24 protein-coding genes, 1 other RNA gene and 1 pseudogene are annotated in these 23,720 nt (G+C 61.7%); 15 read left to right on the forward strand and 11 right to left on the reverse strand.

Going from position 1 to position 23,720, the window contains the following annotated elements:
• Positions 1-19: 19 nt before the first annotated feature.
• Positions 20-1,378, reverse strand: coding sequence for a glutamine synthetase family protein (locus tag PFEN_RS29325; RefSeq protein WP_191490059.1), 1,359 nt, complete (start codon positions 1,376-1,378; stop codon positions 20-22).
• 39 nt (positions 1,379-1,417) lie between these two features.
• Positions 1,418-2,194, reverse strand: coding sequence for a gamma-glutamyl-gamma-aminobutyrate hydrolase family protein (locus PFEN_RS29330; protein ID WP_191490060.1), 777 nt, complete (start codon positions 2,192-2,194; stop codon positions 1,418-1,420).
• 278 nt (positions 2,195-2,472) lie between these two features.
• Here PFEN_RS29330 and PFEN_RS29335 point away from each other — a divergent pair, with 278 nt between their 5' ends.
• Both PFEN_RS29335 and PFEN_RS29340 read left to right on the forward strand, forming a co-directional pair.
• Positions 2,473-3,849, forward strand: a complete 1,377-nt coding sequence (locus PFEN_RS29335; protein WP_191490061.1) for a glutamine synthetase family protein — start codon at positions 2,473-2,475, stop codon at positions 3,847-3,849.
• Positions 3,850-4,191: 342 nt separating this feature from the next.
• Complete coding sequence (locus PFEN_RS29340) at positions 4,192-4,830, forward strand: TetR/AcrR family transcriptional regulator (RefSeq protein WP_191490062.1); 639 nt, start codon at positions 4,192-4,194, stop codon at positions 4,828-4,830.
• Positions 4,831-5,013: 183 nt separating this feature from the next.
• Here PFEN_RS29340 and tauD read toward each other — a convergent pair whose 3' ends face one another.
• From tauD to tauA, 4 genes and pseudogenes are all read right to left on the reverse strand, one after another.
• Positions 5,014-5,847: a taurine dioxygenase gene (gene tauD / locus PFEN_RS29345; RefSeq protein WP_191490063.1), complete on the reverse strand. Its 834-nt coding sequence runs from the start codon at positions 5,845-5,847 to the stop codon at positions 5,014-5,016.
• A gap of 57 nt (positions 5,848-5,904) precedes the next feature.
• Complete coding sequence (gene tauC / locus PFEN_RS29350) at positions 5,905-6,735, reverse strand: taurine ABC transporter permease TauC (protein ID WP_191490064.1); 831 nt, start codon at positions 6,733-6,735, stop codon at positions 5,905-5,907.
• Positions 6,732-7,525 (reverse strand): annotated as a pseudogene (gene tauB / locus PFEN_RS31715) (taurine ABC transporter ATP-binding subunit). Before tauB ends, tauC begins: the two are co-directional and overlap by 4 nt.
• A gap of 21 nt (positions 7,526-7,546) precedes the next feature.
• Positions 7,547-8,524, reverse strand: coding sequence for a taurine ABC transporter substrate-binding protein (gene tauA, locus PFEN_RS29360; protein WP_191490065.1), 978 nt, complete (start codon positions 8,522-8,524; stop codon positions 7,547-7,549).
• A 709-nt stretch (positions 8,525-9,233) separates the two neighbouring features.
• On the opposite strand from tauA, the gene PFEN_RS29365 reads away from it, so the two are divergent.
• From PFEN_RS29365 to PFEN_RS29400, 8 genes are all read left to right on the forward strand, one after another.
• Positions 9,234-10,595: an OprD family porin gene (locus tag PFEN_RS29365; RefSeq protein WP_191490066.1), complete on the forward strand. Its 1,362-nt coding sequence runs from the start codon at positions 9,234-9,236 to the stop codon at positions 10,593-10,595.
• A 314-nt stretch (positions 10,596-10,909) separates the two neighbouring features.
• Entirely contained in the window at positions 10,910-11,548 is a 639-nt protein-coding gene (locus tag PFEN_RS29370) for a peroxiredoxin (RefSeq protein WP_191490067.1), read from the forward strand.
• 211 nt (positions 11,549-11,759) lie between these two features.
• Entirely contained in the window at positions 11,760-12,353 is a 594-nt protein-coding gene (gene ssuE / locus PFEN_RS29375) for an NADPH-dependent FMN reductase (RefSeq protein ID WP_191490068.1), read from the forward strand.
• Positions 12,354-12,445: 92 nt separating this feature from the next.
• The gene (locus PFEN_RS29380) at positions 12,446-13,411 is read left to right on the forward strand and encodes a sulfonate ABC transporter substrate-binding protein (RefSeq protein ID WP_191490069.1); all 966 of its coding nucleotides are present in this window, start codon (positions 12,446-12,448) and stop codon (positions 13,409-13,411) included.
• A gap of 25 nt (positions 13,412-13,436) precedes the next feature.
• Positions 13,437-14,585, forward strand: coding sequence for an FMNH2-dependent alkanesulfonate monooxygenase (gene ssuD, locus PFEN_RS29385; protein WP_191490070.1), 1,149 nt, complete (start codon positions 13,437-13,439; stop codon positions 14,583-14,585).
• An 8-nt stretch (positions 14,586-14,593) separates the two neighbouring features.
• A complete protein-coding gene (ssuC, locus tag PFEN_RS29390; protein ID WP_191490071.1) occupies positions 14,594-15,385 on the forward strand; it encodes an aliphatic sulfonate ABC transporter permease SsuC in 792 nt (263 codons plus the stop codon).
• The gene (gene ssuB / locus PFEN_RS29395) at positions 15,382-16,188 is read left to right on the forward strand and encodes an aliphatic sulfonates ABC transporter ATP-binding protein (RefSeq protein WP_191490072.1); all 807 of its coding nucleotides are present in this window, start codon (positions 15,382-15,384) and stop codon (positions 16,186-16,188) included. Before ssuC ends, ssuB begins: the two co-directional genes overlap by 4 nt.
• 41 nt (positions 16,189-16,229) lie before the next feature.
• Positions 16,230-16,445: a TOBE domain-containing protein gene (locus PFEN_RS29400; RefSeq protein ID WP_191490073.1), complete on the forward strand. Its 216-nt coding sequence runs from the start codon at positions 16,230-16,232 to the stop codon at positions 16,443-16,445.
• A 75-nt stretch (positions 16,446-16,520) separates the two neighbouring features.
• Here the strand turns inward: PFEN_RS29400 and PFEN_RS29405 are convergent, their stop codons facing one another.
• From PFEN_RS29405 to PFEN_RS29420, 4 genes are all read right to left on the reverse strand, one after another.
• Complete coding sequence (locus PFEN_RS29405) at positions 16,521-17,738, reverse strand: 2-octaprenyl-3-methyl-6-methoxy-1,4-benzoquinol hydroxylase (protein WP_191490281.1); 1,218 nt, start codon at positions 17,736-17,738, stop codon at positions 16,521-16,523.
• Between the two features lie 244 nt (positions 17,739-17,982).
• A complete protein-coding gene (gene ubiH, locus PFEN_RS29410; protein WP_191490074.1) occupies positions 17,983-19,170 on the reverse strand; it encodes a 2-octaprenyl-6-methoxyphenyl hydroxylase in 1,188 nt (395 codons plus the stop codon).
• Positions 19,167-20,501, reverse strand: a complete 1,335-nt coding sequence (pepP, locus tag PFEN_RS29415) for a Xaa-Pro aminopeptidase (protein ID WP_191490075.1) — start codon at positions 20,499-20,501, stop codon at positions 19,167-19,169. Before pepP ends, ubiH begins: the two co-directional genes overlap by 4 nt.
• 28 nt (positions 20,502-20,529) lie before the next feature.
• On the reverse strand, positions 20,530-21,084 hold the full coding sequence (locus tag PFEN_RS29420) for a YecA family protein (protein WP_191490076.1): 555 nt from the start codon (positions 21,082-21,084) through the stop codon (positions 20,530-20,532).
• Positions 21,085-21,229: 145 nt separating this feature from the next.
• On the opposite strand from PFEN_RS29420, the gene PFEN_RS29425 reads away from it, so the two are divergent.
• From PFEN_RS29425 to PFEN_RS29440, 4 genes are all read left to right on the forward strand, one after another.
• Positions 21,230-21,439: a TIGR02449 family protein gene (locus tag PFEN_RS29425; protein ID WP_100942079.1), complete on the forward strand. Its 210-nt coding sequence runs from the start codon at positions 21,230-21,232 to the stop codon at positions 21,437-21,439.
• Entirely contained in the window at positions 21,436-21,753 is a 318-nt protein-coding gene (locus PFEN_RS29430) for a cell division protein ZapA (RefSeq protein WP_191490077.1), read from the forward strand. Before PFEN_RS29425 ends, PFEN_RS29430 begins: the two co-directional genes overlap by 4 nt.
• A 31-nt stretch (positions 21,754-21,784) precedes the next feature.
• Positions 21,785-21,963: non-coding RNA, 6S RNA (gene ssrS / locus PFEN_RS29435), on the forward strand.
• A gap of 86 nt (positions 21,964-22,049) precedes the next feature.
• Positions 22,050-22,655: a 5-formyltetrahydrofolate cyclo-ligase gene (locus PFEN_RS29440; RefSeq protein ID WP_191490078.1), complete on the forward strand. Its 606-nt coding sequence runs from the start codon at positions 22,050-22,052 to the stop codon at positions 22,653-22,655.
• 41 nt (positions 22,656-22,696) lie between these two features.
• Here PFEN_RS29440 and PFEN_RS29445 read toward each other — a convergent pair whose 3' ends face one another.
• A complete protein-coding gene (locus PFEN_RS29445) occupies positions 22,697-22,855 on the reverse strand; it encodes a hypothetical protein (RefSeq protein WP_191490079.1) in 159 nt (52 codons plus the stop codon).
• 184 nt (positions 22,856-23,039) lie between these two features.
• Here PFEN_RS29445 and PFEN_RS29450 point away from each other — a divergent pair, with 184 nt between their 5' ends.
• A complete protein-coding gene (locus tag PFEN_RS29450; RefSeq protein ID WP_191490080.1) occupies positions 23,040-23,489 on the forward strand; it encodes an EVE domain-containing protein in 450 nt (149 codons plus the stop codon).
• Positions 23,490-23,720 lie beyond the last annotated feature (231 nt).

Genomic DNA, 23,720 nt, shown 5'->3' on the forward strand with positions numbered 1-23,720 from the left:
GGCTACCGCGCCCGGCGCATCAGACGGCGAAGAGCAGGAATTCCCGCTCCCACGAGCTGATGACGCGCTTGAAGTTTTCATGCTCGGCCCGCTTGACCGCGACGTAGCCTGTGATGAATTTCTTGCCCAGGTATTTCTCAATGGTCTTGCTGTTTTCCATGCGTTCCAGGGCGTCCTCGATGGTCAGCGGCAGGCGCAGGTTGCGCCGTTCATAGCCACGACCGACCACCGGGGCGCTCGGGTTGAGGCCCTCGACCATACCGATGTAGCCGCACAACAGGCTTGCAGCAATCGCCAGGTAAGGGTTGGCGTCGGCACCCGGCAGGCGGTTTTCCACGCGGCGGTTCTGCGGGCCGGCATCCGGCACCCGCAGGCCGACGGTGCGGTTCTCCTCACCCCATTCCACGTTCACCGGAGCCGACGTATCCGGCAGGAAGCGGCGGAACGAATTGACGTTCGGCGCGAACAACGGCAATAGCTCGGGGATCAGCTTCTGCAGGCCACCGATGTGATGCAGGAACAGCTGGCTCATGGTCCCGTCTTCATTGGAGAAGACGTTCTTGCCGGTCTCGATGTCGATGATGCTCTGGTGCAGGTGCATGGCGCTGCCCGGCTCGCCGGTCATCGGCTTGGCCATGAAGGTGGCCGCCACGTCATGCTTGAGCGCCGCTTCACGCATGGTGCGCTTGAACACCAGGATCTGGTCGGCCAGGGACAGCGCGTCGCCATGCCGGAAGTTGATCTCCATTTGCGCCGTGCCGTCCTCATGGATCAGCGTGTCGAGGTCCAGTTCCTGCAGTTCGCACCAGTCGTAGACGTCTTCGAACAACGGGTCGAATTCGTTGGCCGCCTCAATGGAGAAGGACTGGCGACCGGTTTCCGGCCGCCCGGAACGACCGATCGGCGGTTGCAACGGATAGTCCGGATCGTCGCTGCGCTTGGTCAGGTAGAACTCCATTTCCGGCGCCACGATCGGCTGCCAGCCCTTGTCGGCATAGAGTTTCAGAACCTTCTTGAGCACGTTGCGCGGCGACAGCTCGATGGGGTTGCCCTGCTTGTCGTAGGTGTCGTGGATCACCTGGGCAGTCGGCTCGATGGCCCAGGGCACCAGGTACACCGCATTGCTGTCGGGGCGGCAGATCATGTCGATATCCGCCGGGTCGAGCAGTTCGTAATAGATGTCGTCTTCGACATAGTCGCCGGTCACCGTCTGCAACAGCACGCTTTCGGGCAGGCGCATGCCTTTCTCGGCGATGAACTTGTTGGTCGGCGAGATCTTGCCGCGGGTGATGCCGGTGAGGTCGGCAATCATGCATTCGACTTCTGTGATCTTGTGGTCTTTCAACCAATCGGTGAGCTGGTCGAGGTTGTTACTCATAAATGCCTCTGGGTTGGGTTTCCTGACGTCTATTATCGGTCAGGCGTTCCTGGACGCATCGGCGTCGCGTTGTACAGCGCGTTTTCGACAGGCATCGCCGAAAGCCTGGAAGATCGCCAGGTACACCGGGTTGCTGCCGACCTGCCATTCCGGATGCCATTGCACCCCTAAAGCAAAAGTCTTGCCTGCGATGACCGACACCGCCTCGATCAGGCCATCCGGCGCCGTGGCTTCGACGCGCAATCCCGGGGCCAGACGGTCGACGCCCTGGCTGTGGATCGAGTTGACCTGGAACTGTGCCGGCAACCCGAGGCCCGCCAGCAGGCCACCCGGTTGTACGCGCATGGCATGCGCGGGGCCGTACTGCACGTCCACTGGCTGGGATTCGTCTTCACGATGATCCATGAAGGTTCCAACCTCATGAACCTTTTGATACAGGCTGCCGCCGAAGGCCACGTTCATTTCCTGGAAACCCCGGCAAATACCGAGCACGGGAACGCCGGCCGCCACCGCCGCGCGGATCAGCGGCAAGGTGGTGCGGTCGCGTGCAGAATCATGAGCAGTGCCCGGCGCGCTGGCCGGACCGCCGTACAAATGCGGTTCGACGTTGGAGGGAGAGCCGGTAAACAGGAGTCCATCCAGGCCGTCTAGAATATCCGACGGCTCAAACAGTTCGGCCAGGGCCGGAAGGATCAGCGGCAGCCCCTTGGCTGCGACGGCGACGGCACGGACGTATTTGTCGCCGCTGATGTGATAGGCATGCAAACCGATCTGTTTGGAACATGCGGTGACGCCGATCAACGGCAGGCGAGACATGAAACACCCCGGTATTATTGCTGTTATAGGTTTCAATCGAGCTTAGCCTTGTTCATTTTTTTACACAACACCCCCGTAAAAAATACAACACGGCCCGCTCAAGCCCGCGGTGCCGGAGGCCGCGCAGCCCGCAAAAATGCCCCAAAAGGCCGCAAAAAAGCCCTTGCGGCGCTTTTTCAGGGCAAAAAAGGCCTCGCTTGACTTCGGCATGCCGTTCGGGTTGACTGAAACCAGAAAAGATCAATGATTGATATTTTTAACAACAAAGGTGTTGCATCATGTCGGTACCCCCGCGTGCCGTTCAGCTTAACGAAGCGAACGCGTTCCTTAAGGATCATCCTGAGGTTCTGTACGTAGACCTTCTAATTGCGGATATGAATGGTGTGGTGCGCGGCAAGCGCATCGAACGCACCAGCCTCCACAAGGTTTACGAGAAAGGCATCAACCTGCCGGCCTCACTTTTTGCCCTGGATATCAATGGCTCGACGGTGGAAAGCACCGGCCTGGGTCTGGATATCGGTGATGCTGACCGAATCTGTTATCCGATCCCCGACACCCTGTGCAATGAGCCTTGGCAAAAGCGCCCGACCGCGCAATTGCTGATGACCATGCACGAACTCGAAGGTGAACCTTTCTTCGCCGATCCTCGCGAAGTCCTGCGTCAAGTCGTGAGCAAATTCGACGACCTCGGTCTGACCATCTGCGCCGCGTTCGAACTGGAGTTCTACCTGATCGACCAGGAGAACGTGAACGGTCGCCCACAACCGCCGCGCTCGCCGATCTCCGGCAAACGCCCGCACTCGACGCAGGTCTACCTGATCGACGACCTCGACGAATACGTCGACTGCCTCCAGGACATCCTGGAAGGTGCGAAAGAGCAAGGCATCCCGGCCGACGCCATCGTCAAGGAAAGTGCCCCGGCGCAGTTCGAAGTGAACCTGCACCACGTCGCCGACCCGATCAAGGCCTGCGATTACGCGGTATTGCTCAAGCGCCTGATCAAGAACATCGCCTATGACCATGAGATGGATACCACCTTCATGGCCAAGCCCTACCCGGGCCAGGCAGGCAACGGGCTGCATGTCCATATCTCGATTCTCGACAAGGAAGGCAAGAATATCTTTGCCAGCGAGGATCCCGAGCAGAACGCCGCACTGCGTCACGCGATCGGCGGTGTGCTCGAGACCCTACCGGCACAGATGGCTTTCCTCTGCCCGAACGTCAACTCCTACCGTCGTTTCGGCGCACAGTTCTACGTGCCGAACTCGCCGTGCTGGGGCCTGGACAACCGCACGGTGGCAATTCGCGTACCGACCGGCTCGTCCGACGCGGTGCGGATCGAACACCGGGTGGCCGGTGCCGATGCCAACCCGTACCTGTTGATGGCCGCGGTCCTGGCGGGCGTGCACCATGGCCTGACCAACAAGATCGAGCCGGGTGCCCCGGTGGAAGGCAACAGCTACGAGCAGAACGAGCAGAGCCTGCCGAACAACCTGCGTGATGCCCTGCGCGAGCTGGACGACAGCGAGATCATGGCCAAGTACATCGATCCGAAATACATCGATATCTTCGTCGCCTGTAAAGAGAGCGAGCTGGAGGAGTTCGAACACTCCATCTCCGACCTCGAGTACAACTGGTACCTGCACACCGTGTAAGTGCTTGCGGTAACGAGAAGAACGCCGTCGGCCTTGGGCCCGCGGCGTTTTTTTATGCCTCTGTGGCCGCGAACCTGATCTTGGCGACACCCCGGCACTCCGGTGGCGAGCGGGCTTGCCCGCGCTCGACTGCGAAGCAGTCGTAAAACCAGCTATCTCGGTCTGCCTGACAGGCCGAGTTCGCTGGCTTGAGGGCCGCTTCGCGCCCCAGCGCGGGCAAGCCCGCTCGCCACAAAACCGCGCCAGGCTTCAAACTTCCCCAGTCGGGGCAAGCCTCATTACCACAAGACAACCTGCAACCGTCCTCGCGTACAATGCCCACTGCCCTTGTCGGAGAACCCCATGACCCGCCCCGCCACCGCTCGCAAACCTCGCGCACGCAGCCAGGCCCGGATCGACTCGATCCTCGACGCCGCCCGCACCTTGCTTGCCGCCGAAGGCGTGGCCAGTCTGTCGATCTACAGCGTGGCGGAACGGGCCGGGATTCCACCGTCCTCGGTCTATCATTTCTTCGCCAGCGTCCCGGCCCTGCTCGAAGCCCTGACCAATGATGTGCATGCGGCCTTTCGCGCCACCCTGCAGGCACCCATCGACCACCAGGCTCTTACCAGTTGGCGTGACCTGTCCCGGCTGGTGGAGCAGCGGATGCTGAACATCTACGAGGAGGATGCGGCGGCGCGTCAGTTGATCCTCGCGCAGCACGGCCTGACCGAGGTCACCCAGGCCGACCGCCAGCACGACATTGAGCTCGGCGACCTGATGCACAAGCTGTTTATCCGGCATTTCGAGTTACCGACGTTGCCGACCGAGGTCGATGTATTCGCCTTGGCGATGGAGCTGGGGGATCGGGTCTATGCGCGCTCGGTGCAACTGCACGACCAGATCACGCCGCGCATGGCCGAGGAAGGGATGCGCGTGTTCGATGCCTATCTGGGGCTGTATTTGCCGCCGTATCTGCCCCGGCGCGAAAGCCCGCTCTGATAAACGACTCGATTTTCCGCCCAGACACAAATCCACGAATGTGGGAGCTTGTCGGAGCGCCGCTCCGCCGCGAAGAACGGTAACGCGGTATATCTGAAAAACCGCGGCGCGCTCTTCGCGGCGGTGCGGCGCTCCGAAAAGCTCCGCCCCCAACAGGAATCCGTGCTCACAAGGCAATGGTGTTCAGAACGGCACATCGCCGAGAATGGTCGCGCGGTGCATCACCCGCCGGTTCGGCCGGTAGTCGTCCACCGCGTAATGCTGGGTCACGCGGTTGTCCCAGAATGCCACGTCATTCTCCTGCCAGCGCCAGCGGATGGTGAACTCCGGGCGCGTGGCGTGGACGAACAGCAACTTGAGAATCGCCTCGCTCTCGGCCTCTCCCAGCTCGTTGATACGGGTGGTGAAGCCCTCATTGACGAACAACGCCTTGCGCCCGCTCACCGGGTGCGTACGGACCACTGGGTGCGACAGCGGCGGATTGTTCTTGCGGGTCAGTTCCCAGCGCGCCAGATCCTCGGGGGTGCCGCCGAAGCGCTCGACGGGAAACGACTTGATGAAATCATGCGTGGCCGTCAGTCCATCCAGCAGTTGTCGCAACGGCGCCGACAAGGCCTCGAACGCCGCGATGCCGCTGGCCCACAAGGTATCGCCACCAAACGCCGGCAGTTGCTTGGCGCTCAGCACCGCCCCCAACGCCGGGGTCGGCAAGAAGGTCACGTCGGTATGCCAGACCGCATTATCGCGCACGTCGGTCACCGCCGTGTCGAGAATCAGCACCTCAGGCTGCTCAGGGACGTTCGGGTAGATCGGATGAATATGCAAGTCACCGAAATACGCCGCGAATGTAGCCTGCTGCAACGGGTTCAACGGTTGGTTACGAAAGAACAACACCTGATACTTGAGCAGCGCGTGCTGGATCGCATCACGCTGTTCGGCGGTCAACGGCCGGTTCAGCGCAATCCCATCGATCTGCGCGCCCAAAGCGGCGCTCAGGGGAGTAATAGTCAAGCTCATGATCGATCTCTTCAAATACCGGCCGGGCGGCCGGCGTAGTCAATATGTCGCGGCCTGTCAGTGAGCCTGGCCGTGCCACGGCACCAGCTTGCGTTGCAAGGCGCGCAAGCCCATCTCCATGGCAAAGGCGATAAAGGCGATCACCAGGATTCCCAGCACCACCACATCGGTCACCAGGAACTGCGCCGCCGACTGCACCATGAACCCCAGGCCGCTGGTGGCGGCGATCAGTTCAGCGGCCACCAGGGTCGACCAGCCCACGCCGAGGCCAATACGTACACCGGTGAGAATGTCCGGCAGGGCGCTGGGCAGGATCACATGACGAATCAGTTGGATACGGCTGGCGCCCAAAGATTGCGCGGCCCGCAGCTTGGCCGGATCGACCGTGCGTACACCGGTGGCCGTGGCGATGGCGATCGGGGCGAAAATCGCCAGGTAAATCAGCAGCACTTTCGACAACTCGCCGATCCCGCACCAGATAACGATCAAGGGCAGATAGGCCAGTGGCGGAATCGGCCGATAGAATTCGATCAGTGGATCGAGAATGCCCTGGGCGATACGGTTGTGACCGATGGCGATTCCCAGCGGAATCGCGCTCAGCACCGCAAAGCCCAGGGCCAGGCCGATACGCCCCAGGCTCGCCCCCAAGTGCTGCCACAGCGTCGAGTCCATGTAGCCCTTGGTCGCCAGCAGCCAGCCCTTCTCCAACACCGCGCCAGGCGGCGGCAGAAACAACGGCTCGATAATGCCGACAGCGGTCACCGCCCACCAGAACACGATCAAGCTCAGCAGGGTCAGCACGCTGATCCAGCGCGTACTCAAGCGGCGCCGTAGCGGTACTGCTTGCGGTTTGCTCGTTACCGTCACCGGCAATTCATAGCTGCTCATACGAACGCCTGCCGCTGGGTGGTGTTGCGCTGGGAGAACACGCGAGCCAGCACATGCTCGCGGGTTTCGATAAAACGCGGGTCGGACTTGATCGCCCGGGCCGATTCGCCGGCGCTGTAGCGCTGGCCGAAATCCAGGCTCAGGCGCTCGACGATCCGCCCCGGCTCAGGTGCCAGCAGAATCAACTCGGAGGCGAGAAAAACCGCTTCTTCTATATCGTGGGTAATCAGGAATACCGGCTTGGCGGTACGCTGCCAGACTTGCAACAAAAGCTCCTGCATCTGTTCGCGAGTGAAGGCATCAAGGGCCCGAACGGCTCATCCATCAGCAACACCCGAGGGTCCGCCGCCAATGCACGAGCCAAACCGACCCGCTGTTTCTGGCCACCGGAAAGTTGCCAGATCCGACGCTTATCGAAGCCGACCAGGTCCACCAGCGCGAGCATTTCCCGGGCAAGGCTTTCACGCGGTTCCCGGGGCACGCCCGCCAGCTCCAGGCCGAAACCGACGTTGGCCAGCACATCCTGCCAGGGCAACAAGGCGTCATCCTGGAACACCACGCCGCGCTCGGCGCTCGGGCCCTTGACGGGCACGCCGTCGAGGGTGATGCGACCGGCGCTCGGCTCGACGAAGCCGGCGATCAGGTTCAGCAGCGAGGTCTTGCCACTCCCCGAGGGCCCCAGGGCCACCAGCAACTGCCGGGGGCCGAGGCTGAAGGAAATATCCGCCAGCACCGGCTCGGCCGCGCCGGGGTACTGTGCGCCGATGCGCTCCAGCTGTAACAAGGCCATGACGAGGACTCCTCGGCTGAATCAATTGGTGATGAACTTGGCGTTCACATAAGGGGCGTAGTCCGGCAGCACCGCTTCGACCTTGCCCTGCTCTTTCAGGAAGACGGCGGTATCGGTAATGGCCTGGGCCGTCGGCTTGCCGAGCACCGTGACCTGGTCGGCCGCCAGTGGATAGACGTTACCTTGCAGCAGCAGGGGAATGTCGGACGCCTTGGCCCCGGAGAGCTTCACCAGCTTGTCGACATTGCCCTTGTCCGCCAGCCAGGCTTGCGGGTCCTTGCGGTACTCGGCGTAGGCATCCAGGGTGACCTTGGCGAAGGCCTTGACGATCTCCGGGTGCTTCTCGGCGAAGTCCTTGCGCACGATCCAGGCATCGAAGGTCGGCGCGCCGAACTTGGCCAACTCACCGGAGGTGATCAGCACCTTGCCGTTTTCCTTGGCCACGCCCAGGGCCGGGTCCCAGACGTAAGTGGCATCGATATCACCGCGTTTCCAGGCGGCGATAATGGCCGGCGGCGCCAGGTTGAGAATCTGCACTTTCGACGGGTCGATGTTCCAGTGCTTCAGGGCGGCCAGCAGGCTGTAGTGGCCGGTGGAGACGAAAGGCACCGCGACCTTCTTGCCGATCAGGTCCTGGGGCGAGTTGATCCCGGAACCGTTACGGCTCACCAGGGCCTCGGCGGCGCCGATCTGGGTGGCGATCAGGAAGGTTTCCACCGGTACCTTGCGGCTGATGGCCGCAGTCAGCGGGCTCGAACCGAGGTAGCCGATCTGCACATCACCCGAAGCAATGGCCGCGATGATATCGGCGCCGTTATCGAATTTGCGCCAGTCGATCTTCGCTTGCGTGGCTTTCTCGTAGGCACCGTCGGCCTGGGCGACTTTCGCCGGATCGACAGTGGTCTGGTAGGCCACGGTGACGTCGGCAGCCTGCGCGAACAAGCTGGCCGCGGCCAGGGACAAGGCCGCCAGGAGGCGGAGTGGAGCATGCGGTTTCATGGGATAGTTCCTCGACAGGCGACCGGTAATCGGTATGTCGAGAGACTAAATGATCTAAGAACTGAAAAATAAATAACTTATTTACATTAGCTTATGAGTCAAAACAGCGCAGCTTCCACGGCGACGGCCACGCTGAACCTTACCTCGCCTACACTGGCGGCAACCAACCGCAAAGGGCCGCAAGTCAGGGAAAAATCGACATAAGAACTAGAAACCGACGAATGAAGGTGCACGCCGCGTTTTTTCTTCTATGGTTCTCTGCGTAACACCGTACCAGCCGTCTGGCTGAATCAGTCAAGCGCTGTAATGATTTGACGGGGGTAGCAGCATTTAGCCATGATTGCGGCGCTTTTTTGAACATTCATGTTCATGAGAACTTATCTCAAATACAGATTGATCTAAAAAGTGGCTAAAAAGACCTTTCAGAAATAAGCTTGGAGGCCGATACAGTTCTCAGGCTTGGGAAAATGCTCAGGCAGGTTATTCCTGAATCGTCTTAAAAAGTACGAAATAGTTCTTTTTAGGTTTATGACGAATTTCATTACCCTATAAAGACCAAATTTTCGGCGATTAGACCAAAGTCTAGGCATGGTTTGTTACGATTGACTTACCAGTCACGATCTGGTGCTAATCGCGCATCTGTGGCTATAAAGGGACGCTAGATCCCCGGCCAGGACACACAAAAATTAGAAATGAGAGGAGCAGTACCATGAAGAAGTCCACCTTGGCCCTGGCTGTGGCCGTAGGGGTTTTGGCGCAACAGGCTCATGCAGAAACGCAAGCCGAAGCCAAAGGTTTCATCGAAGGCGCAACGTCGACCCTGGGTCTGCGTAACTTCTACATCAATACCGACAACCGTAGCGGCCCTAGCACCGCCACCAGCGGCAGCAAGAACGCAGAATGGGGCCAAGGCTTCGATCTGCGCTTCAACTCTGGATACACTCAAGGTACTGTCGGCTTCGGTGTGGATGCCATTGGCCTGTATGGCGTGCGTCTGGACTCCAGCCACGCTAACCACGGCAACATGAACGGTACACTTTCGGGTGGTACTGTCTTCCCAACCGACGGCAACGAAGCCGTTCCCGACTTCGCTAGCCTGGGTCTGACCGGCAAGGTCCGCGTTTCGCAGACCGAACTGAAAGTCGGCACCCTGCAACCGAACAACCCGGTCATCAAATACAACGACGGTCGTCTGCTGCCACAAACCTTCACGGGTGGCGAGATCAAGTCCAACGAGATCAAGGACCTGACTCTGACCGGTGGCCTGATCAACTCGGCGAAAGGTCGTAACTCCAGCAACGACGCAGACCTTTCCATCGCTGGAGCCAACAAAAGCTCCAACTACGACACAGGCAAGTTCAGCAACAAGTTCTACTACGCCGGTGCCGACTACAAGATCACCAAGGATCTGATTGCTTCGTACTACTTTGGCGAGCTGAAAGACTTCTACTCGCAGAACTTCCTGGGTCTGGTACACAACTGGGCCATCGGTCCTGGCGTACTGAAAAGCGACCTGCGCTACTACCGTAGCCGCGACAACGGTGCCAACGGCAACACCACTGGCTACTTCACCTCCGGCTACTACCCAGACAACGTCAGCAAAACAGCTGGCAAGGTCGACAACGATCTGTACAGCTACCTGGCCCTGTACTCGGTTGCCGGTCACACCTTCGGTGGCGGTTATCAGTACACCAAAGGCGATAGCGACTTCCCATGGTTGAACCAGGGTGACGGCTCGTCGAACAGCACCATCACCGACATGCAGATCCAGAAGTTCGCTCGCGCTGGCGAACGTACCTGGCAAGCTCGCTACGCCTATGACTTCGCCAAGGTCGGCGTCCCTGGCCTGACCGCCGGTGTGATCTACCTGCGCGGCACCAATATCCAGACGACCGCTAGCGACAAGAACGAGTGGGAGCGCGATATCAGCTTGGCTTACGTGGTACCGGAAGGCACCTTCAAAAACCTGGGTGTTGCCTGGAAAAACGCCATGTGGCGCACCAACCTTGTCAACACTCGCACCCAAGACGAAAACCGTCTGATCGTCAGCTACTCGATCCCGCTGCTGTAAGCGTGACCGTGTAAATTGAGATCCACACTCAGCCCGGCGCAATGCCGGGCTGAGTGCTTCACCTACTGCCTGACACTAGCTTCAGCTTCGACTCGAACGCCAACTTTCGACATCACGGCGCCAAGAACCCCACTGATTTACATCCCCTTAGCCCTCTCACAAGCTGTGGACAAGGTTGCTCCCGCGCGCGCCCGGCGTCCAATGAAGAACTTTTTAATATTCAATTTAGATCTAAATAAATCGATATTTATTCTTTTTAAATAAAACCCAGCACAGGCACAGTAGACTCATCATGCACTCACAGGAGCAGCACCATGAGCCTAAGACTCGGCGACATCGCCCCCGACTTCGAGCAGGATTCCAGCGCCGGCACGATTCGTTTCCACGAGTGGCTCGGCGACAGTTGGGGCGTGCTGTTCTCCCACCCGGCGGACTTCACCCCGGTGTGCACCACCGAGCTGGGCTTTACCGCTAAGCTCAAGGACGAATTCGCCCGGCGCGGCGTCAAGGCCATCGCCCTGTCGGTGGACCCGGTGGACTCGCACAACAAGTGGATCGAGGACATCAACGAGACCCAGCACACCGTGGTCAACTTCCCGATCCTGGCCGATGCCGACCGCAAGGTCTCCGACCTCTACGACCTGATCCACCCGAATGCCAGCGACACCCTTACCGTGCGCTCGCTGTTCGTGATCGATCCGCACAAGAAGGTGCGCCTGACCATTACCTACCCGGCCAGCACCGGACGCAATTTCCACGAGATCCTGCGGGTGATCGACTCCTTGCAACTCACCGACCACTACAAGGTGGCCACTCCGGCCAACTGGCAGGACGGTGACGAGGTGGTCATCGTGCCATCGCTCAAGGACGAGGACGAAATCAACAAGCGCTTCCCGAAAGGCTACCGCGCGGTGAAACCCTACCTGCGCCTGACACCGCAGCCCAATCGCTGAAAGCCATTTTTACCGACTCACAAAGCAGGGGTTTCAGGCCGTTTCGACGGCCTGTTTTTTTGCCCGGAAAACGCTCACCCGCATATTCAATTAAGGAATAAATAAATGAATAAATAAGATTTATGGATATATAAATCAGCTGGTATGGTCTGTTTATCCCGGTGAGATCGCAGACCGCGAATCACCAACAACCGTTTAAGGAATTACCGGCATGCTGGTCGTTACACTTGGAGGAAGCCCCAGCCAGCGATCACGCTCGGGGGTGTTGCTGGACCAGGCCAAGCGCTGGCTGACCGCACAAGGAGTGGAAGTGGTGAGCTACCAGATCCGCGACTTCCCGCCCGAAGACCTGCTGCACGCGCGCTTCGGCAGCCCGCAAATCATCGACCTGCTGCAACAGATCGAAAACGCCGATGGCCTGGTCATCGCCACGCCGGTGTACAAGGCCTCGTTCTCCGGCGCCCTGAAGACCGTGCTCGACCTGCTGCCCGAACGCGCCCTGAGCCACAAGGTGGTTTTGCCCATGGCCACCGGCGGCAGCATCGCCCACATGCTCGCGGTGGATTACGCCCTCAAGCCGGTGCTGGCGGCGCTCAAGGCCCAGGAGATGCTCCACGGTATCTTCGCCGAGGACAGCCAGATCGCCTATGCCGAGGGCAGCGCCCAGGCACAGTTGGCACCGGTGCTGGAACAGCGCCTGAACGAGGCCCTGGAACAGTTCCACAGCGCCTTGGCGCGACGCCCCAAGCCGTTGGACCCGACACTGCTCAATGATCGCCTGCTCAGTGCTCGCTGGAGCATCTGAAGCGCTTTACCCGACACCGATGTACTGGCCTTACTCGCCCGCCAACGGGCAAGCAGGTGCAGCCAAAACCCTCACAGCAAAAGGAGAGCGCCATGCGCCCTGTCATTTTGCGTCGCGGTCTGGTCGCTCTGTTTGCTGCGGCTGTCACCTTCGGCGCTATTACCCAAGCTCAAGCTGAAACCTTGCGGATTGGCTATCAGAAATACGGCACCCTGGTGCTGCTCAGGGCCAAGGGTACTCTGGAAAAACGCCTTGCCGAGCAAGGCATACAGGTGCAATGGACCGAATTCCCCGGCGGCCCGCAACTGCTCGAAGGACTGAACGTCGGCTCCATCGACTTCGGCGTAACCGGCGAAACACCACCGGTCTTCGCCCAGGCCGCAGGCGCCGACCTGCTCTACGTTGCCGCGGAACCGCCGGCCCCCAGCAGCGAAGCGATCCTGGTGCCGAAGGATTCGCCGATCAAATCGGTGCTGGAACTCAAGGGCAAGAAGGTCGTCCTCAACAAAGGCTCCAACGTCCATTACCTGCTGGTCCGCGCCCTTGAAGACGCCGGCCTGAAGTACAGCGATATCCAGACCGTGTTCCTGCCGCCGGCCGATGCCCGCGCCGCCTTCGAGCGTGGCAGCGTCGATGCCTGGGTCATCTGGGACCCGTACCAGGCCGCCGCCGAACAGCAACTGCAGGCCCGCACCCTGCGTGACGGTACCGGCCTGGTGGACAACAACCAGTTCTACCTTGCCACCAAACCCTATGCCGAAAAACATCCCGACGTGATCAAGGCCCTGGTCGAAGAGGTCCGTGCCGTGGGTGCCTGGTCCAAGGCCAACCCCCAGGAAGTCACTACCCAAGTGGCGCCACTGCTCGGCCTGCCCGCCGATATCACCCTGACTGCGGTGAAACGCCAGGGCTATGGCGCGCAGTTCCTTACCCCCGAGGTGATCGCGGCGCAACAGAAAATCGCCGACAGCTTCTACCAGCTCAAGTTGATTCCCAAGCCGCTGAGCATCAAGGACGTGATCTGGACCCCACCGGCGGCTGTTGCCAAAGCCCTTTGAACCGTATTCCTTAGGAAACCACTCCATGAGCCTCAATATTTTCTGGTTCCTGCCTACCCACGGCGACGGCCATTACCTTGGCACCGCCGAAGGCGCTCGCGCCGTCGATCACGGTTACCTGCAACAAGTGGCCCAGGCCGCCGACCGCCTCGGTTTCGGCGGCGTGCTGATCCCCACCGGGCGTTCCTGCGAGGACTCCTGGCTGGTGGCCGCCTCGCTGATCCCGGTGACCCAGCGCCTGAAATTCCTCGTTGCCCTGCGCCCCGGGATCATCTCCCCGACGGTGGCGGCGCGGCAGGCCGCGACCCTTGACCGGTTGTCCGGCGGACGGGCGTTGTTCAACCTGGTAACCGGCGGCGACCCAGAAGAACTGGCGGGCGACGGTCTGTTCCTCGATCACGAAGCACGCTACCAGGCCTCGGTTGAATTCACCCGTATCTGGCGCCGCGTGCTGGAAGGCGAAACCGTCGACTACGACGGCCAGCACATCAGCGTCAAAGGCGCCAAGCTGCTCTATCCACCGCTCCAGCAACCGCGTCCGCCGCTGTATTTCGGCGGTTCGTCGGAAGCCGCCCAGGACCTCGCCGCCGAACAGGTGGACATGGTCCTGACCTGGGGCGAGCCGCCCGCCGCCGTCGCCGAGAAGATCGAGCAGGTGCGGGCCAAGGCGGCCAAGCTCGGGCGCACGGTGCGCTTCGGTATTCGTCTGCATGTGATCGTTCGTGAAACCAACGCCGAGGCCTGGCAAGCAGCGGACAAACTCATCTCCCATCTGGATGACGACACCATCGCCCGCGCGCAGAAATCCCTGGCGCGTTTCGACTCCGTCGGCCAGCAGCGCATGGCCGCCCTGCATGGCGGCAGCCGCGACAATCTGGAAGTCAGCCCCAACCTCTGGGCTGGCGTCGGCCTGGTGCGCGGCGGTGCCGGCACGGCGCTGGTGGGCGACGGCCCGACCGTGGCCGCGCGGGTCAAGGAGTACGCGGAGCTGGGCATCGACACCTTTATCTTCTCCGGTTATCCGCACCTGGAAGAGTCATATCGGGTCGCCGAACTGCTGTTCCCGCACCTGGATATCGAACGTGCGCAACTGCCGAAAAGCGCCGGTTACGTCAGCCCCTTCGGCGAGATGGTTGCCAACGACATCCTGCCCAAAGCTGTGTCGCAGAGCTGAGGCCGGCCATGACCCCCCTAACGAAAATCACTCACCGGCTCACGCCCTGGGTCCTGCCAGTACTGCTGCTGGCGGTCTGGCAACTGTCGGTGTCGGCCGGTTGGCTATCGACCCGGATCCTGCCCGCGCCAAGCGCCGTGGTCGAAGCCGGTATCGCCCTGGTGCAGAGCGGTGACCTCTGGAAACACCTGGCCATCAGCGGCTGGCGCGCCGGCATCGGCTTCGCCATCGGTGGCGCCATCGGCCTGGCCCTGGGCTTTATCACCGGCCTGTCGAAATGGGCTGAACGCCTGCTCGACAGCTCGGTGCAGATGATCCGCAACGTGCCGCACCTGGCGCTGATCCCGCTGGTGATCCTGTGGTTCGGGATCGATGAATCGGCGAAGATTTTCCTGGTGGCCCTGGGCACGCTGTTCCCGATCTATCTCAACACCTACCACGGCATCCGCAACGTCGACCCGGCGCTGGTGGAAATGGCCCGCAGCTACGGCCTGTCCGGCTTCAGCCTGTTTCGCCAGGTGATTCTGCCGGGTGCCCTGCCCTCGATCCTGGTGGGCGTGCGCTTTGCCCTGGGCTTCATGTGGCTGACGCTGATCGTCGCGGAAACCATCTCCGCCAGCTCCGGCATCGGCTACCTGGCGATGAATGCCCGGGAATTCCTGCAAACCGACGTGGTGGTGCTGGCCATCGTCCTCTACGCCGTCCTTGGCAAACTGGCAGACCTCGCCGCCCGAGGCCTGGAGCGGGTCTGGTTGCGCTGGCACCCGGCCTATCAAGTGAGCACGGGGGGCGCGCAATGACGGCTCAACAACCTCCACGCCTGCTGCGCGGTATTCCGCTGGCAGTGCGCAAGCTGCAAAAGACCTTCGGCCAGCGCCAGGTGCTGCGCGAGATCGACCTGCATATCCCGGCCGGGCAATTCGTCGCCGTGGTCGGCCGCAGCGGTTGCGGCAAAAGCACCCTGCTGCGCCTGCTGGCCGGTCTCGAACAACCCAGCGAAGGTGAGTTGCTGGCCGGTTCCGCCGCCCTGAGCGAAGCCCGTGAAGACACCCGGTTGATGTTCCAGGAGGCACGTCTGTTGCCCTGGAAAAAGGTGATCGACAACGTCGGCCTCGGCCTCAAGGGCGACTGGCGGCCGCAAGCCTTGCAAGCACTGGAAGCGGTCGGCCTGGCGGACCGTGCCCATGAGTGGCCGGCGGCCCTGTCCGGTGGCCAGAAACAACGCGTGGCCCTGGCCCGCGCCCTGATTCACCAACCGCGCCTGCTGTTGCTGGACGAGCCGCTGGGGGCCCTGGACGCCCTGACCCGGATCGAAATGCAGCAACTGATCGAACGCCTCTGGCAGCAGCATGGTTTCACCGTGTTGCTGGTGACCCACGACGTCAGCGAAGCCGTGGCCATCGCCGATCGGGTGATCCTGATCGAAGACGGTCAGGTCGGCCTGGACCTGCCCGTCGAACTGCCACGCCCACGGGCACGGGGCTCTCATCGGCTGGCGGCGCTGGAAACCGAAGTATTGAACCGGGTGTTGTCGCTGCCTGGCGTGCCGCCCGAACCAGAACCCGTATCGCCCTTGCCCACGCAGTTGCGTTGGGCGCTGTAACCCATGCCTTGCCTACTCAATCAACCACAGGAATCAACGCCATGACCATCAAAGCCATCAACGTCCGCAACCAGTTCAAGGGCACTATCAAGGAAATCGTCGTCGGCGACGTACTCTCGGAAATCGACGTGCAGACCGCTTCGGGGATCGTCACCTCGGTGATCACCACCCGTTCGGTGAAAGAGCTGGAACTGCGGGTCGGCAGTGAAGTGATCGCCTTTGTGAAATCCACCGAGGTGTCCATCGCCAAGCTCTAAGCGATGGAAACATATGACCCCGGAGGGTTTGGCCCTGCGGGGTTTCTTCCGTGGAGAGCGCTAAGGATACCGCCCTCAGGCCCTGGCCAGCTCCGGTAGATCGCCCGTCAGCCCCAGCGCCTGGCGCACGAACAGCGCCTTGGCCTCGGGCATCTGGTCGACACTTTTCAACCCGACATTACGCAACCAGCGCAACGTCAGGGAGTCAGCCTGGAACAGCCGCTCGAAGCCTTCCATCGCCGCCATCAACCCCAGGTTATGCGGCATGCGCCGCCGTTCGAAACGGCTCAGCACCCGCACATCCGCCAGTCGCTCACCACGCTCGCGCGCATGCAGCAACACTTCCGCCAGCACGGCCGCATCGAGGAACCCCAGATTCACGCCTTGGCCAGCCAGCGGGTGAATGGTATGCGCCGCATCGCCGATCAGCGCCAACCCTTCGGCCACATAGCGTTTGGCATGCCGCTGGCGCAACGGCACACAGAGCCGCGGGTCGGCCGAAAGCACAGTCCCCAACCGCCCTTCGAAAGCCCGTTCCAGCTCGCGGCAGAACGCGTCCTCCTCCAGCAACATCAGGCGCTGTGCCTGCTCCGGCGTGGTCGACCAGACGATCGAGCACCAGTCCTGCCGCCCATCGCGCTCCAGCGGCAGGAACGCCAGCGGGCCGTCGTCGGTAAAGCGCTGCCAGGCGGTCATCTGGTGCGGTCGCGAGCTGCGCACGCTGGTCACAATGGCGTGGTGCAGGTAGTCCCACTCGCGGGTCGCGCAGCCAGTCAAGCGGCGCACCGCCGAGTTGGCGCCATCCGCCGCGATCACCAACGGCGCGCGCAGCTTGCGGCCATCGGCCAGGGTCAGCAGCCAGTCGTCGCCGGAGCGACGCATCTGCTCCAGGCGGGCATTGGCCAACAAGCCCATGTCACAATCATGCAGGCGCTCGAGCAACGCATCCTGAACCACCCGATTCTCGACGATATGCCCCAGCACCTCGGCATGCACGCTGGCCGCAGAGAAGTGAATCTGCCCGGTGCCACTGCCGTCCCAGACCTGCATGTCGCGGTACGGGCTGACCCGCCGGGCGCTGATCCCGTCCCACACGCCGAGGCGTTCGAGAATCCGCTGGCTGGCGGCGGACAAGGCGCTGACCCGCGGCTCGAAAGCCGCCTGCGGGTCGAACGGCTTGACACTCAGCGGGCTGCCGTCGAGCAGGAGAATCTCCAGCCCGCTGTCTTTCAACGCCAGGGCCAGGGCGCTTCCGACCATTCCGGCCCCGACAATCAGCACATCTGCGCGCATTTCCATGCTTTAAGCCTGTCTCGCTGGCGGCGTACACCGCTGGTGGTGAAGGTTGACACGAACCTTGTAGGAGCAGGGCTTGCCCGCGAAGGCGTCCTTGAGGGCGCCAAAAGCTTCGCGGGCAAGCCCTGCTCCTACAGGGTTCGGGGTGTGGATGCCGGCGTATTCCAAATTCAAGGTGTGGAGACCGGCGCATGCCAAGGTGTGGATGCCGATGCGGGCGCACTCCACGCTCGGCAAGGCCCTAGACATCGGAACGGGTACCCAGGCCCATCGCCTGCCGGGCGAACCAGCGTTTGGCCGGCGGCAGCAGGTCCAGACCGAGCAGGCCGATATTGCGCCCCAGGGCCACCAGCGGCTGGGCATTACCGAACAGCCGGGTGACCTGGTCGGAGAAGCCCACCGTGAGCGTCTGGTCCAGGCGCTGACGCGCCTGATAGGCCTGCAAGGTGGCCAGGTCCCCCAGCGGTGCCGTGCTCGCCAGCAAGGCCTCGGCCAAGGCCTGGGCATCGCGCAGGGACAGGTTGAAACCCTGTCCGGCAATCGGATGCAGGCTGTGGGCGGCGTTGCCCAGCACCACCAGATGCGCCCGCACCTGCTCTTCGGCCTCCACCAGGCTCAACGGATACAGGTGCCGCGCACCGACCTGGCGCAAGGTGCCCAGGCGATAACCGAACACCCCCTGCAACTCGGCGAGGAAACTGCGCTCGTCCAGCTCGGCCAGACGCTGGGCATCCATCCCCTGCCGGGTCCAGACCAGCGCACAGCGATTCTCCGGCAGCGGCAGCAAGGCCATCGGACCTTCGTCGGTAAACCGTTCGAAAGCCATGCCATTGTGAACTTCGCTGGTGGTGATATTGGCGATCAGCGCACTCTGGTTGTAAGGCCGCTTGCGCACGCCGATCCCCAACTGCTCGCGCAGCCCGGAACGCCCGCCGTCGGCCAGTATCGCCAGGTCGCAGTCCAACTGGGTTTCATCGCCCAGGGTCAGTCGATAGCCGTCTTCCAGTGGCTGCAGGTGGGTGACTTGCGCCGGGCAGCGCCAACTGACCACCTCCTTGTCCAGCGCCTGCCAGAGGCATTGCCCCAGCCAGGCGTTCTCCACCACGTAGCCCAGGGCCGGCACGCCCTCTTCCATGGCGGACAATCGCGCCGTGGAGAAGCGCCCGCGGTCGGACACATGAATCTGCTTGATCGGCTCGGCGCGCGGGGAAATCGCCTGCCACAGCCCCAGGCGCTGGTAGATCTGCCGGGCCCCGAAGGAAAGCGCCGAAGAACGCGCATCATAGCTGGGCTGGTAACTGTCGCCAGGAGCGAACGGCTCGATCAGGACGATCTTCCAGCCCCGCGCCTTGGCCCCGGCCTGCAGGGCCAACGCCAGGCTGGCACCGACCAGGCCACCACCGATGATCGCCAGATTGAACCGACTCATGCCGCTTCGACCCGGGCAGCCGCCATCAACGCCTCGATCTCGGCCACGGTCTTGGGCACACCGCCGGTGAGGATTTCACAGCCTTGTCTGGTCACCACCACATCGTCCTCAATACGCACACCGATGCCTCGCCATTTCTTCGCCACGTTCGGGTTGTCCGGGGCAATGTAGATCCCCGGCTCCACGGTCAGCGCCATGCCGACTTCCAGCACGCGCCATTGATCGCCGACCTTGTAGTCGCCGACATCATGCACATCCATCCCCAGCCAATGGCCGGCACGGTGCATATAGAAGGCCTTGTGGGCTTCGGCGGCGATCAGCTCGTCGACGTTGCCCTGTAACAGCCCCAGTTCCACCAGCCCAGCGGTAATCACCCGTACCGTCGCCTCATGGGCCTGGTTCCAGTGCTTGTTCGGTGCGATCTCGGCAAACGCCGCTTCCTGGGCAGCCAGCACCAGTTCGTAGATCGCCTTCTGCTCCGGCGAAAACCGGCCACTGACCGGCCAGGTACGGGTGATATCGCTGGCGTAGCAATCGATCTCGCAAGCGGCGTCGATCAGCACCAGGTCGCCATCCTTGAGCAGCGCGTCATTCTGCTGATAGTGCAGGATGCAGCTGTTGCGCCCGGCCGCGACGATGGAGCCGTAGGCCGGCATCTTCGCCCCGCCCTTGCGGAACTCGTAGTCCAGCTCGGCTTCCAGGCTGAACTCATGCAGGCCGGCGCGGCAGGCTTGCATCGCCCGCACATGGGCACGGCAGGAAATCGCCGCGGCCTCGCGCATCACCTTCACTTCCGCCGCCGATTTATACAGGCGCATATCGTGCAGCAGATGATCCAGGGCAACGAACTCGTTCGGCGGTTGCGCGCCGAGATGGGCCTTGGAACGGATCACGTTGATCCACTCCATCAGGTGCCGGTCGAACTCCGGATTGCTGCCCATGGCCGAATAGACCCGATCGCGCCCTTCGATCAGGCCGGGGAGAATGTCGTCGATATCGTTGATGGGAAAAGCATCGTCGGCCCCGAAGTCAGCCATCGCGCCCTCCTGGCCGGCACGCAGGCCATCCCAGAGTTCGCGCTCGACGTTGCGTTCGCGGCAGAACAACAGGTATTCGCCGTGCGGCCGGCCGGGTATCAACACGATCACCGCCTGGGGCTCGGGAAAACCACTCAGGTACTGGAAATCGCTGTCCTGGCGATAGACATGCTCGACATCGCGATTGCGGATCGCCACGGCGGCGGCCGGCAGGATCGCGATGCTGTTGGGCTCCATCTGCGCCATCAGGGCCTTGCGGCGCCGGGCGTATTCCGCTTTCGGGATATGAATCATGGGCAGACGGCGCTCCCTGTCCAGAGACTTAATGCAGAGAAGGCTTGGCAGCCGGTTCAGCCGGTTTGTTGACTTCGGTGAACAACAGCAGCGGCGCGACCCGCAGGTATTCCATGACTTCCATGTAGTCGTTTTCACCGTCGTCGGATTCTTCCAGGGCATCCTGCACCTGGGCGATGGCCGCCAGGTCCTGGAGTACTTCGCTGGCCTCGACGCTGAGGGCGTTGGCGCGATAGGTCAGGCCGAAACCGGCGAGGAAGCCTTGGCACCACTGGCCCAGGGCGATGGCGCGTTCGGTGAGAGGCGCGTCGTCGCTGGGCAACAGCAGGACAACGGTCATGTCATCGCTGGTAAGCTCGCCCTTGACCATTTCCTGCAGGCCGATCAGGGCGTTGCGCACGTTGTCTTGCGGCTCGCCTTCGAGCAGCTCGGCGGCATCCACCAGCCAGCTGTCGGCGGCGAAACCGGCGCCGGCGCAACTGCGTCCGAGCAACAGGCCGTGCAGTTCGGCGGGTGAGACAGGGTGGCCGCTGGTGCTCAGCAGGGTGGCAAAGGCGTTATACGGGGAATTCTGAATAGGCATGGGCGGCTAGGCGCCAAGCGGCGCAATGTCTAGAATGAAGGCCTTGTATCCTAGCATTCGCGCACGTGCCAGACCATCGGCCGTCCAAACGTTTGCTCCGCGCTGCGATTACTACCGTTCATCAGTCATATTCAGTGGATACCCGATGGAAGACACCGACCTGCACGCGCTGATGGCCAGACTCGAACTGCTGATTACCCGGGTCGAGCAACTAAAAAGCCAAAATGGACTCTTACTAGCTCAGGAAAAGACCTGGCGCGAGGAGCGCGCAACCCTCATTGAAAAAAACGAAATCGCCCGGCGTAAGGTCGAATCAATGATTTCGCGCCTCAAAGCCCTGGAGCAAGACTCATGAGTTCAAGCAATAACGTAACCGTGCAGATCCTCGATAAAGAATATTCGATCATCTGCCCGCAGGAAGAACGCAGCAACCTGGTCAGTGCCGCCCGCTACCTGGATGGCAAGATGCGCGAGATCCGCAGTAGCGGCAAGGTCATCGGTGCCGACCGCATCGCCGTGATGGCCGCGCTGAACATCACTCACGACCTGCTGCATCGCCAGGAACGTCCCGACGTACAGGCCAGCGGCTCGACCCGCGAACAGGTGCGTGACCTGCTGGATCGTGTCGACCTGGTGTTGTCCTCTGATTCGGACAACAGCAAAGGCTGATTCCCATGGCCAGTTTCGGGTATACTGACCTCACTCCCTGGAGTGCTTGCCAGTTGGTGATGTCCCTGAGCCGATTCGCAAAACCACGGGAGTTGCACGTTGGGGCCGGTGCGCATGTCCGCTGGACGGAAAGCCTTAAGGCCTCCTGCAACTTCCACCTTGAACTCTCGGGTTCAAGGGCTAAGCCGACAGCGGTACGTCGGGGAGCCTGATTTCAACCCACTGCCGGCGACCATTGCCGGCATGGGTATTAACGAGCCGCCGTCCTGGCTGCTCGATTGCCCAAGCCAGATACGATGACCGAACCTGCGCCGCCTTCCCGCCCGCAACTTCGACGACTGCTGCGCAAGGCCCGCCGCGCGCTCAGCGCCAGCGAACAACGCCAGGCCGCGCGCGGCCTGTATCGGCAATTGGCGCAGCACCCGCTGTTTCGTCGCGCCCGCCATATCTCCCTGTACCTGCCCACCGACGGTGAGATCGATCCGCGTCTGCTGCTGCGTGAAGCGCAACGGCGCGGCAAGCACACCTATCTGCCAGTGCTCAGCGCCTGGCCGCGCACCCGGATGGTGTTCCAACGCATTCGGCCGGGACAGAAACTGCAGCCCAATCGCTTTCGTATCCTTGAACCACGGATCAACCTGGCCGCGCAACGCAAGGTCTGGACATTGGACCTGGTGCTGCTGCCACTGGTGGGTTTCGATAAGCACGGTGGACGCCTGGGCATGGGCGGCGGTTTCTATGACCGCAGCCTGGCGTACCTGGCCCGACGCCAAAACTGGCGCAAGCCGACGCTGCTGGGGCTGGCCCATGAATGTCAGAAAGTCGGAAAGTTGAATCAGGCCAGCTGGGATGTGCCATTACAGGGCACCGTCACGGACAGTGCCTGGTATTTCGCGCCCTGATCTTTCGCGCAACAGGGCACAACCCCTGCAGACGGCAGGGTTCAGCGTTTGAACAGGGTTGACTGTTGCGGCTGATGCTGGACGGCTTCCACCGGCACGTCTTTCTTGCCGGACCACAGGCCCTGGGCGTAGCCCGTAGTGACCACACCCAAACCGAACAAAATCACCAAAATCCATAGTAAATCCGGTTTGCGTTTCATCGATTGCCCCCCTAGGCAAATGATCCACGATGACAGCAGCGGTTCTCGTTATAGGCCGTGCAGCAGCGTCAAGCTTAAAATCACGGCATTTTGCGATAACGTGAAGCACTACGCAAACATTGGCGTCAACCGACTGTCGGGTAGTGCGAGAAATCGCCCGACAAATTGTCCGAGGAGCAAAACCATGGCTTATTGGCTGATGAAATCCGAACCCGACGAGCTGTCCGTCGAAGACCTGGCCAGGCTCGGCGAGGTGCGCTGGGATGGCGTGCGCAACTACCAGGCGCGCAATTTCCTGCGGGCGATGGCGGTCGGCGACGAGTTCTTCTTCTACCACTCCAGTTGCCCGGAGCCGGGGATTGCCGGGATTGGCCGGATCGTGGCGGCGGCGTATCCGGATCCAACGGCGCTGGACCCCGAGAGCCCGTATCACGACCCCAAGGCCAGCGCCGAGAAGAATCCCTGGAGTGCTTTGCAGGTCGCGCATGCGCAGACTTTTGCCAAGGTGCTCGGGCTTGGTTACTTGAAGCAGCAGGCCGAGTTGGCGGAAATGCCATTGGTACAGAAAGGCAGTCGGTTGTCGGTGATGCCGGTCACCGCCGAACAGTGGGCAGCGGTTCTGGCCTTGCGCTGAACCTACGGGGCTCTTCGCGGGCAAACTCCGCTCCCACATTAGGTCGGTGTGGTGCACAAAATCTGTGATCGACGCTGTACCGTGGGAGCGGAGCTTGTCGGATCGCCGCGGTGCGGCGAAGAGGCCGGCACTGACAACACAGCATCATCCAGCCATGCATCCCCCGCCCGATTCAGGTTAGGCTTGCCGTTCATTTGACCAATATCAACCCGCTTACGCGCGTATTCGATC

The organism is Pseudomonas sp. FEN, from assembly GCF_904067045.1.
Classification (GTDB): domain Bacteria; phylum Pseudomonadota; class Gammaproteobacteria; order Pseudomonadales; family Pseudomonadaceae; genus Aquipseudomonas.

Bases quoted from the DNA above. Each gene is read 5' to 3' on its own strand.
- PFEN_RS29325 (WP_191490059.1), bottom strand. From the start codon at position 1,378: ATGAGTAACAACCTCGACCAGCTCACCGATTGGTTGAAAGACCACAAG.
- PFEN_RS29330 (WP_191490060.1), bottom strand. From the start codon at position 2,194: ATGTCTCGCCTGCCGTTGATCGGCGTCACCGCATGTTCCAAACAGATC.
- PFEN_RS29335 (WP_191490061.1), top strand. From the start codon at position 2,473: ATGTCGGTACCCCCGCGTGCCGTTCAGCTTAACGAAGCGAACGCGTTC.
- PFEN_RS29340 (WP_191490062.1), top strand. From the start codon at position 4,192: ATGACCCGCCCCGCCACCGCTCGCAAACCTCGCGCACGCAGCCAGGCC.
- tauD (WP_191490063.1), bottom strand. From the start codon at position 5,847: ATGAGCTTGACTATTACTCCCCTGAGCGCCGCTTTGGGCGCGCAGATC.
- tauC (WP_191490064.1), bottom strand. From the start codon at position 6,735: ATGAGCAGCTATGAATTGCCGGTGACGGTAACGAGCAAACCGCAAGCA.
- tauA (WP_191490065.1), bottom strand. From the start codon at position 8,524: ATGAAACCGCATGCTCCACTCCGCCTCCTGGCGGCCTTGTCCCTGGCC.
- PFEN_RS29365 (WP_191490066.1), top strand. From the start codon at position 9,234: ATGAAGAAGTCCACCTTGGCCCTGGCTGTGGCCGTAGGGGTTTTGGCG.
- PFEN_RS29370 (WP_191490067.1), top strand. From the start codon at position 10,910: ATGAGCCTAAGACTCGGCGACATCGCCCCCGACTTCGAGCAGGATTCC.
- ssuE (WP_191490068.1), top strand. From the start codon at position 11,760: ATGCTGGTCGTTACACTTGGAGGAAGCCCCAGCCAGCGATCACGCTCG.
- PFEN_RS29380 (WP_191490069.1), top strand. From the start codon at position 12,446: ATGCGCCCTGTCATTTTGCGTCGCGGTCTGGTCGCTCTGTTTGCTGCG.
- ssuD (WP_191490070.1), top strand. From the start codon at position 13,437: ATGAGCCTCAATATTTTCTGGTTCCTGCCTACCCACGGCGACGGCCAT.
- ssuC (WP_191490071.1), top strand. From the start codon at position 14,594: ATGACCCCCCTAACGAAAATCACTCACCGGCTCACGCCCTGGGTCCTG.
- ssuB (WP_191490072.1), top strand. From the start codon at position 15,382: ATGACGGCTCAACAACCTCCACGCCTGCTGCGCGGTATTCCGCTGGCA.
- PFEN_RS29400 (WP_191490073.1), top strand. From the start codon at position 16,230: ATGACCATCAAAGCCATCAACGTCCGCAACCAGTTCAAGGGCACTATC.
- PFEN_RS29405 (WP_191490281.1), bottom strand. From the start codon at position 17,738: ATGCGCGCAGATGTGCTGATTGTCGGGGCCGGAATGGTCGGAAGCGCC.
- ubiH (WP_191490074.1), bottom strand. From the start codon at position 19,170: ATGAGTCGGTTCAATCTGGCGATCATCGGTGGTGGCCTGGTCGGTGCC.
- pepP (WP_191490075.1), bottom strand. From the start codon at position 20,501: ATGATTCATATCCCGAAAGCGGAATACGCCCGGCGCCGCAAGGCCCTG.
- PFEN_RS29420 (WP_191490076.1), bottom strand. From the start codon at position 21,084: ATGCCTATTCAGAATTCCCCGTATAACGCCTTTGCCACCCTGCTGAGC.
- PFEN_RS29425 (WP_100942079.1), top strand. From the start codon at position 21,230: ATGGAAGACACCGACCTGCACGCGCTGATGGCCAGACTCGAACTGCTG.
- PFEN_RS29430 (WP_191490077.1), top strand. From the start codon at position 21,436: ATGAGTTCAAGCAATAACGTAACCGTGCAGATCCTCGATAAAGAATAT.
- PFEN_RS29440 (WP_191490078.1), top strand. From the start codon at position 22,050: ATGACCGAACCTGCGCCGCCTTCCCGCCCGCAACTTCGACGACTGCTG.
- PFEN_RS29445 (WP_191490079.1), bottom strand. From the start codon at position 22,855: ATGAAACGCAAACCGGATTTACTATGGATTTTGGTGATTTTGTTCGGT.
- PFEN_RS29450 (WP_191490080.1), top strand. From the start codon at position 23,040: ATGGCTTATTGGCTGATGAAATCCGAACCCGACGAGCTGTCCGTCGAA.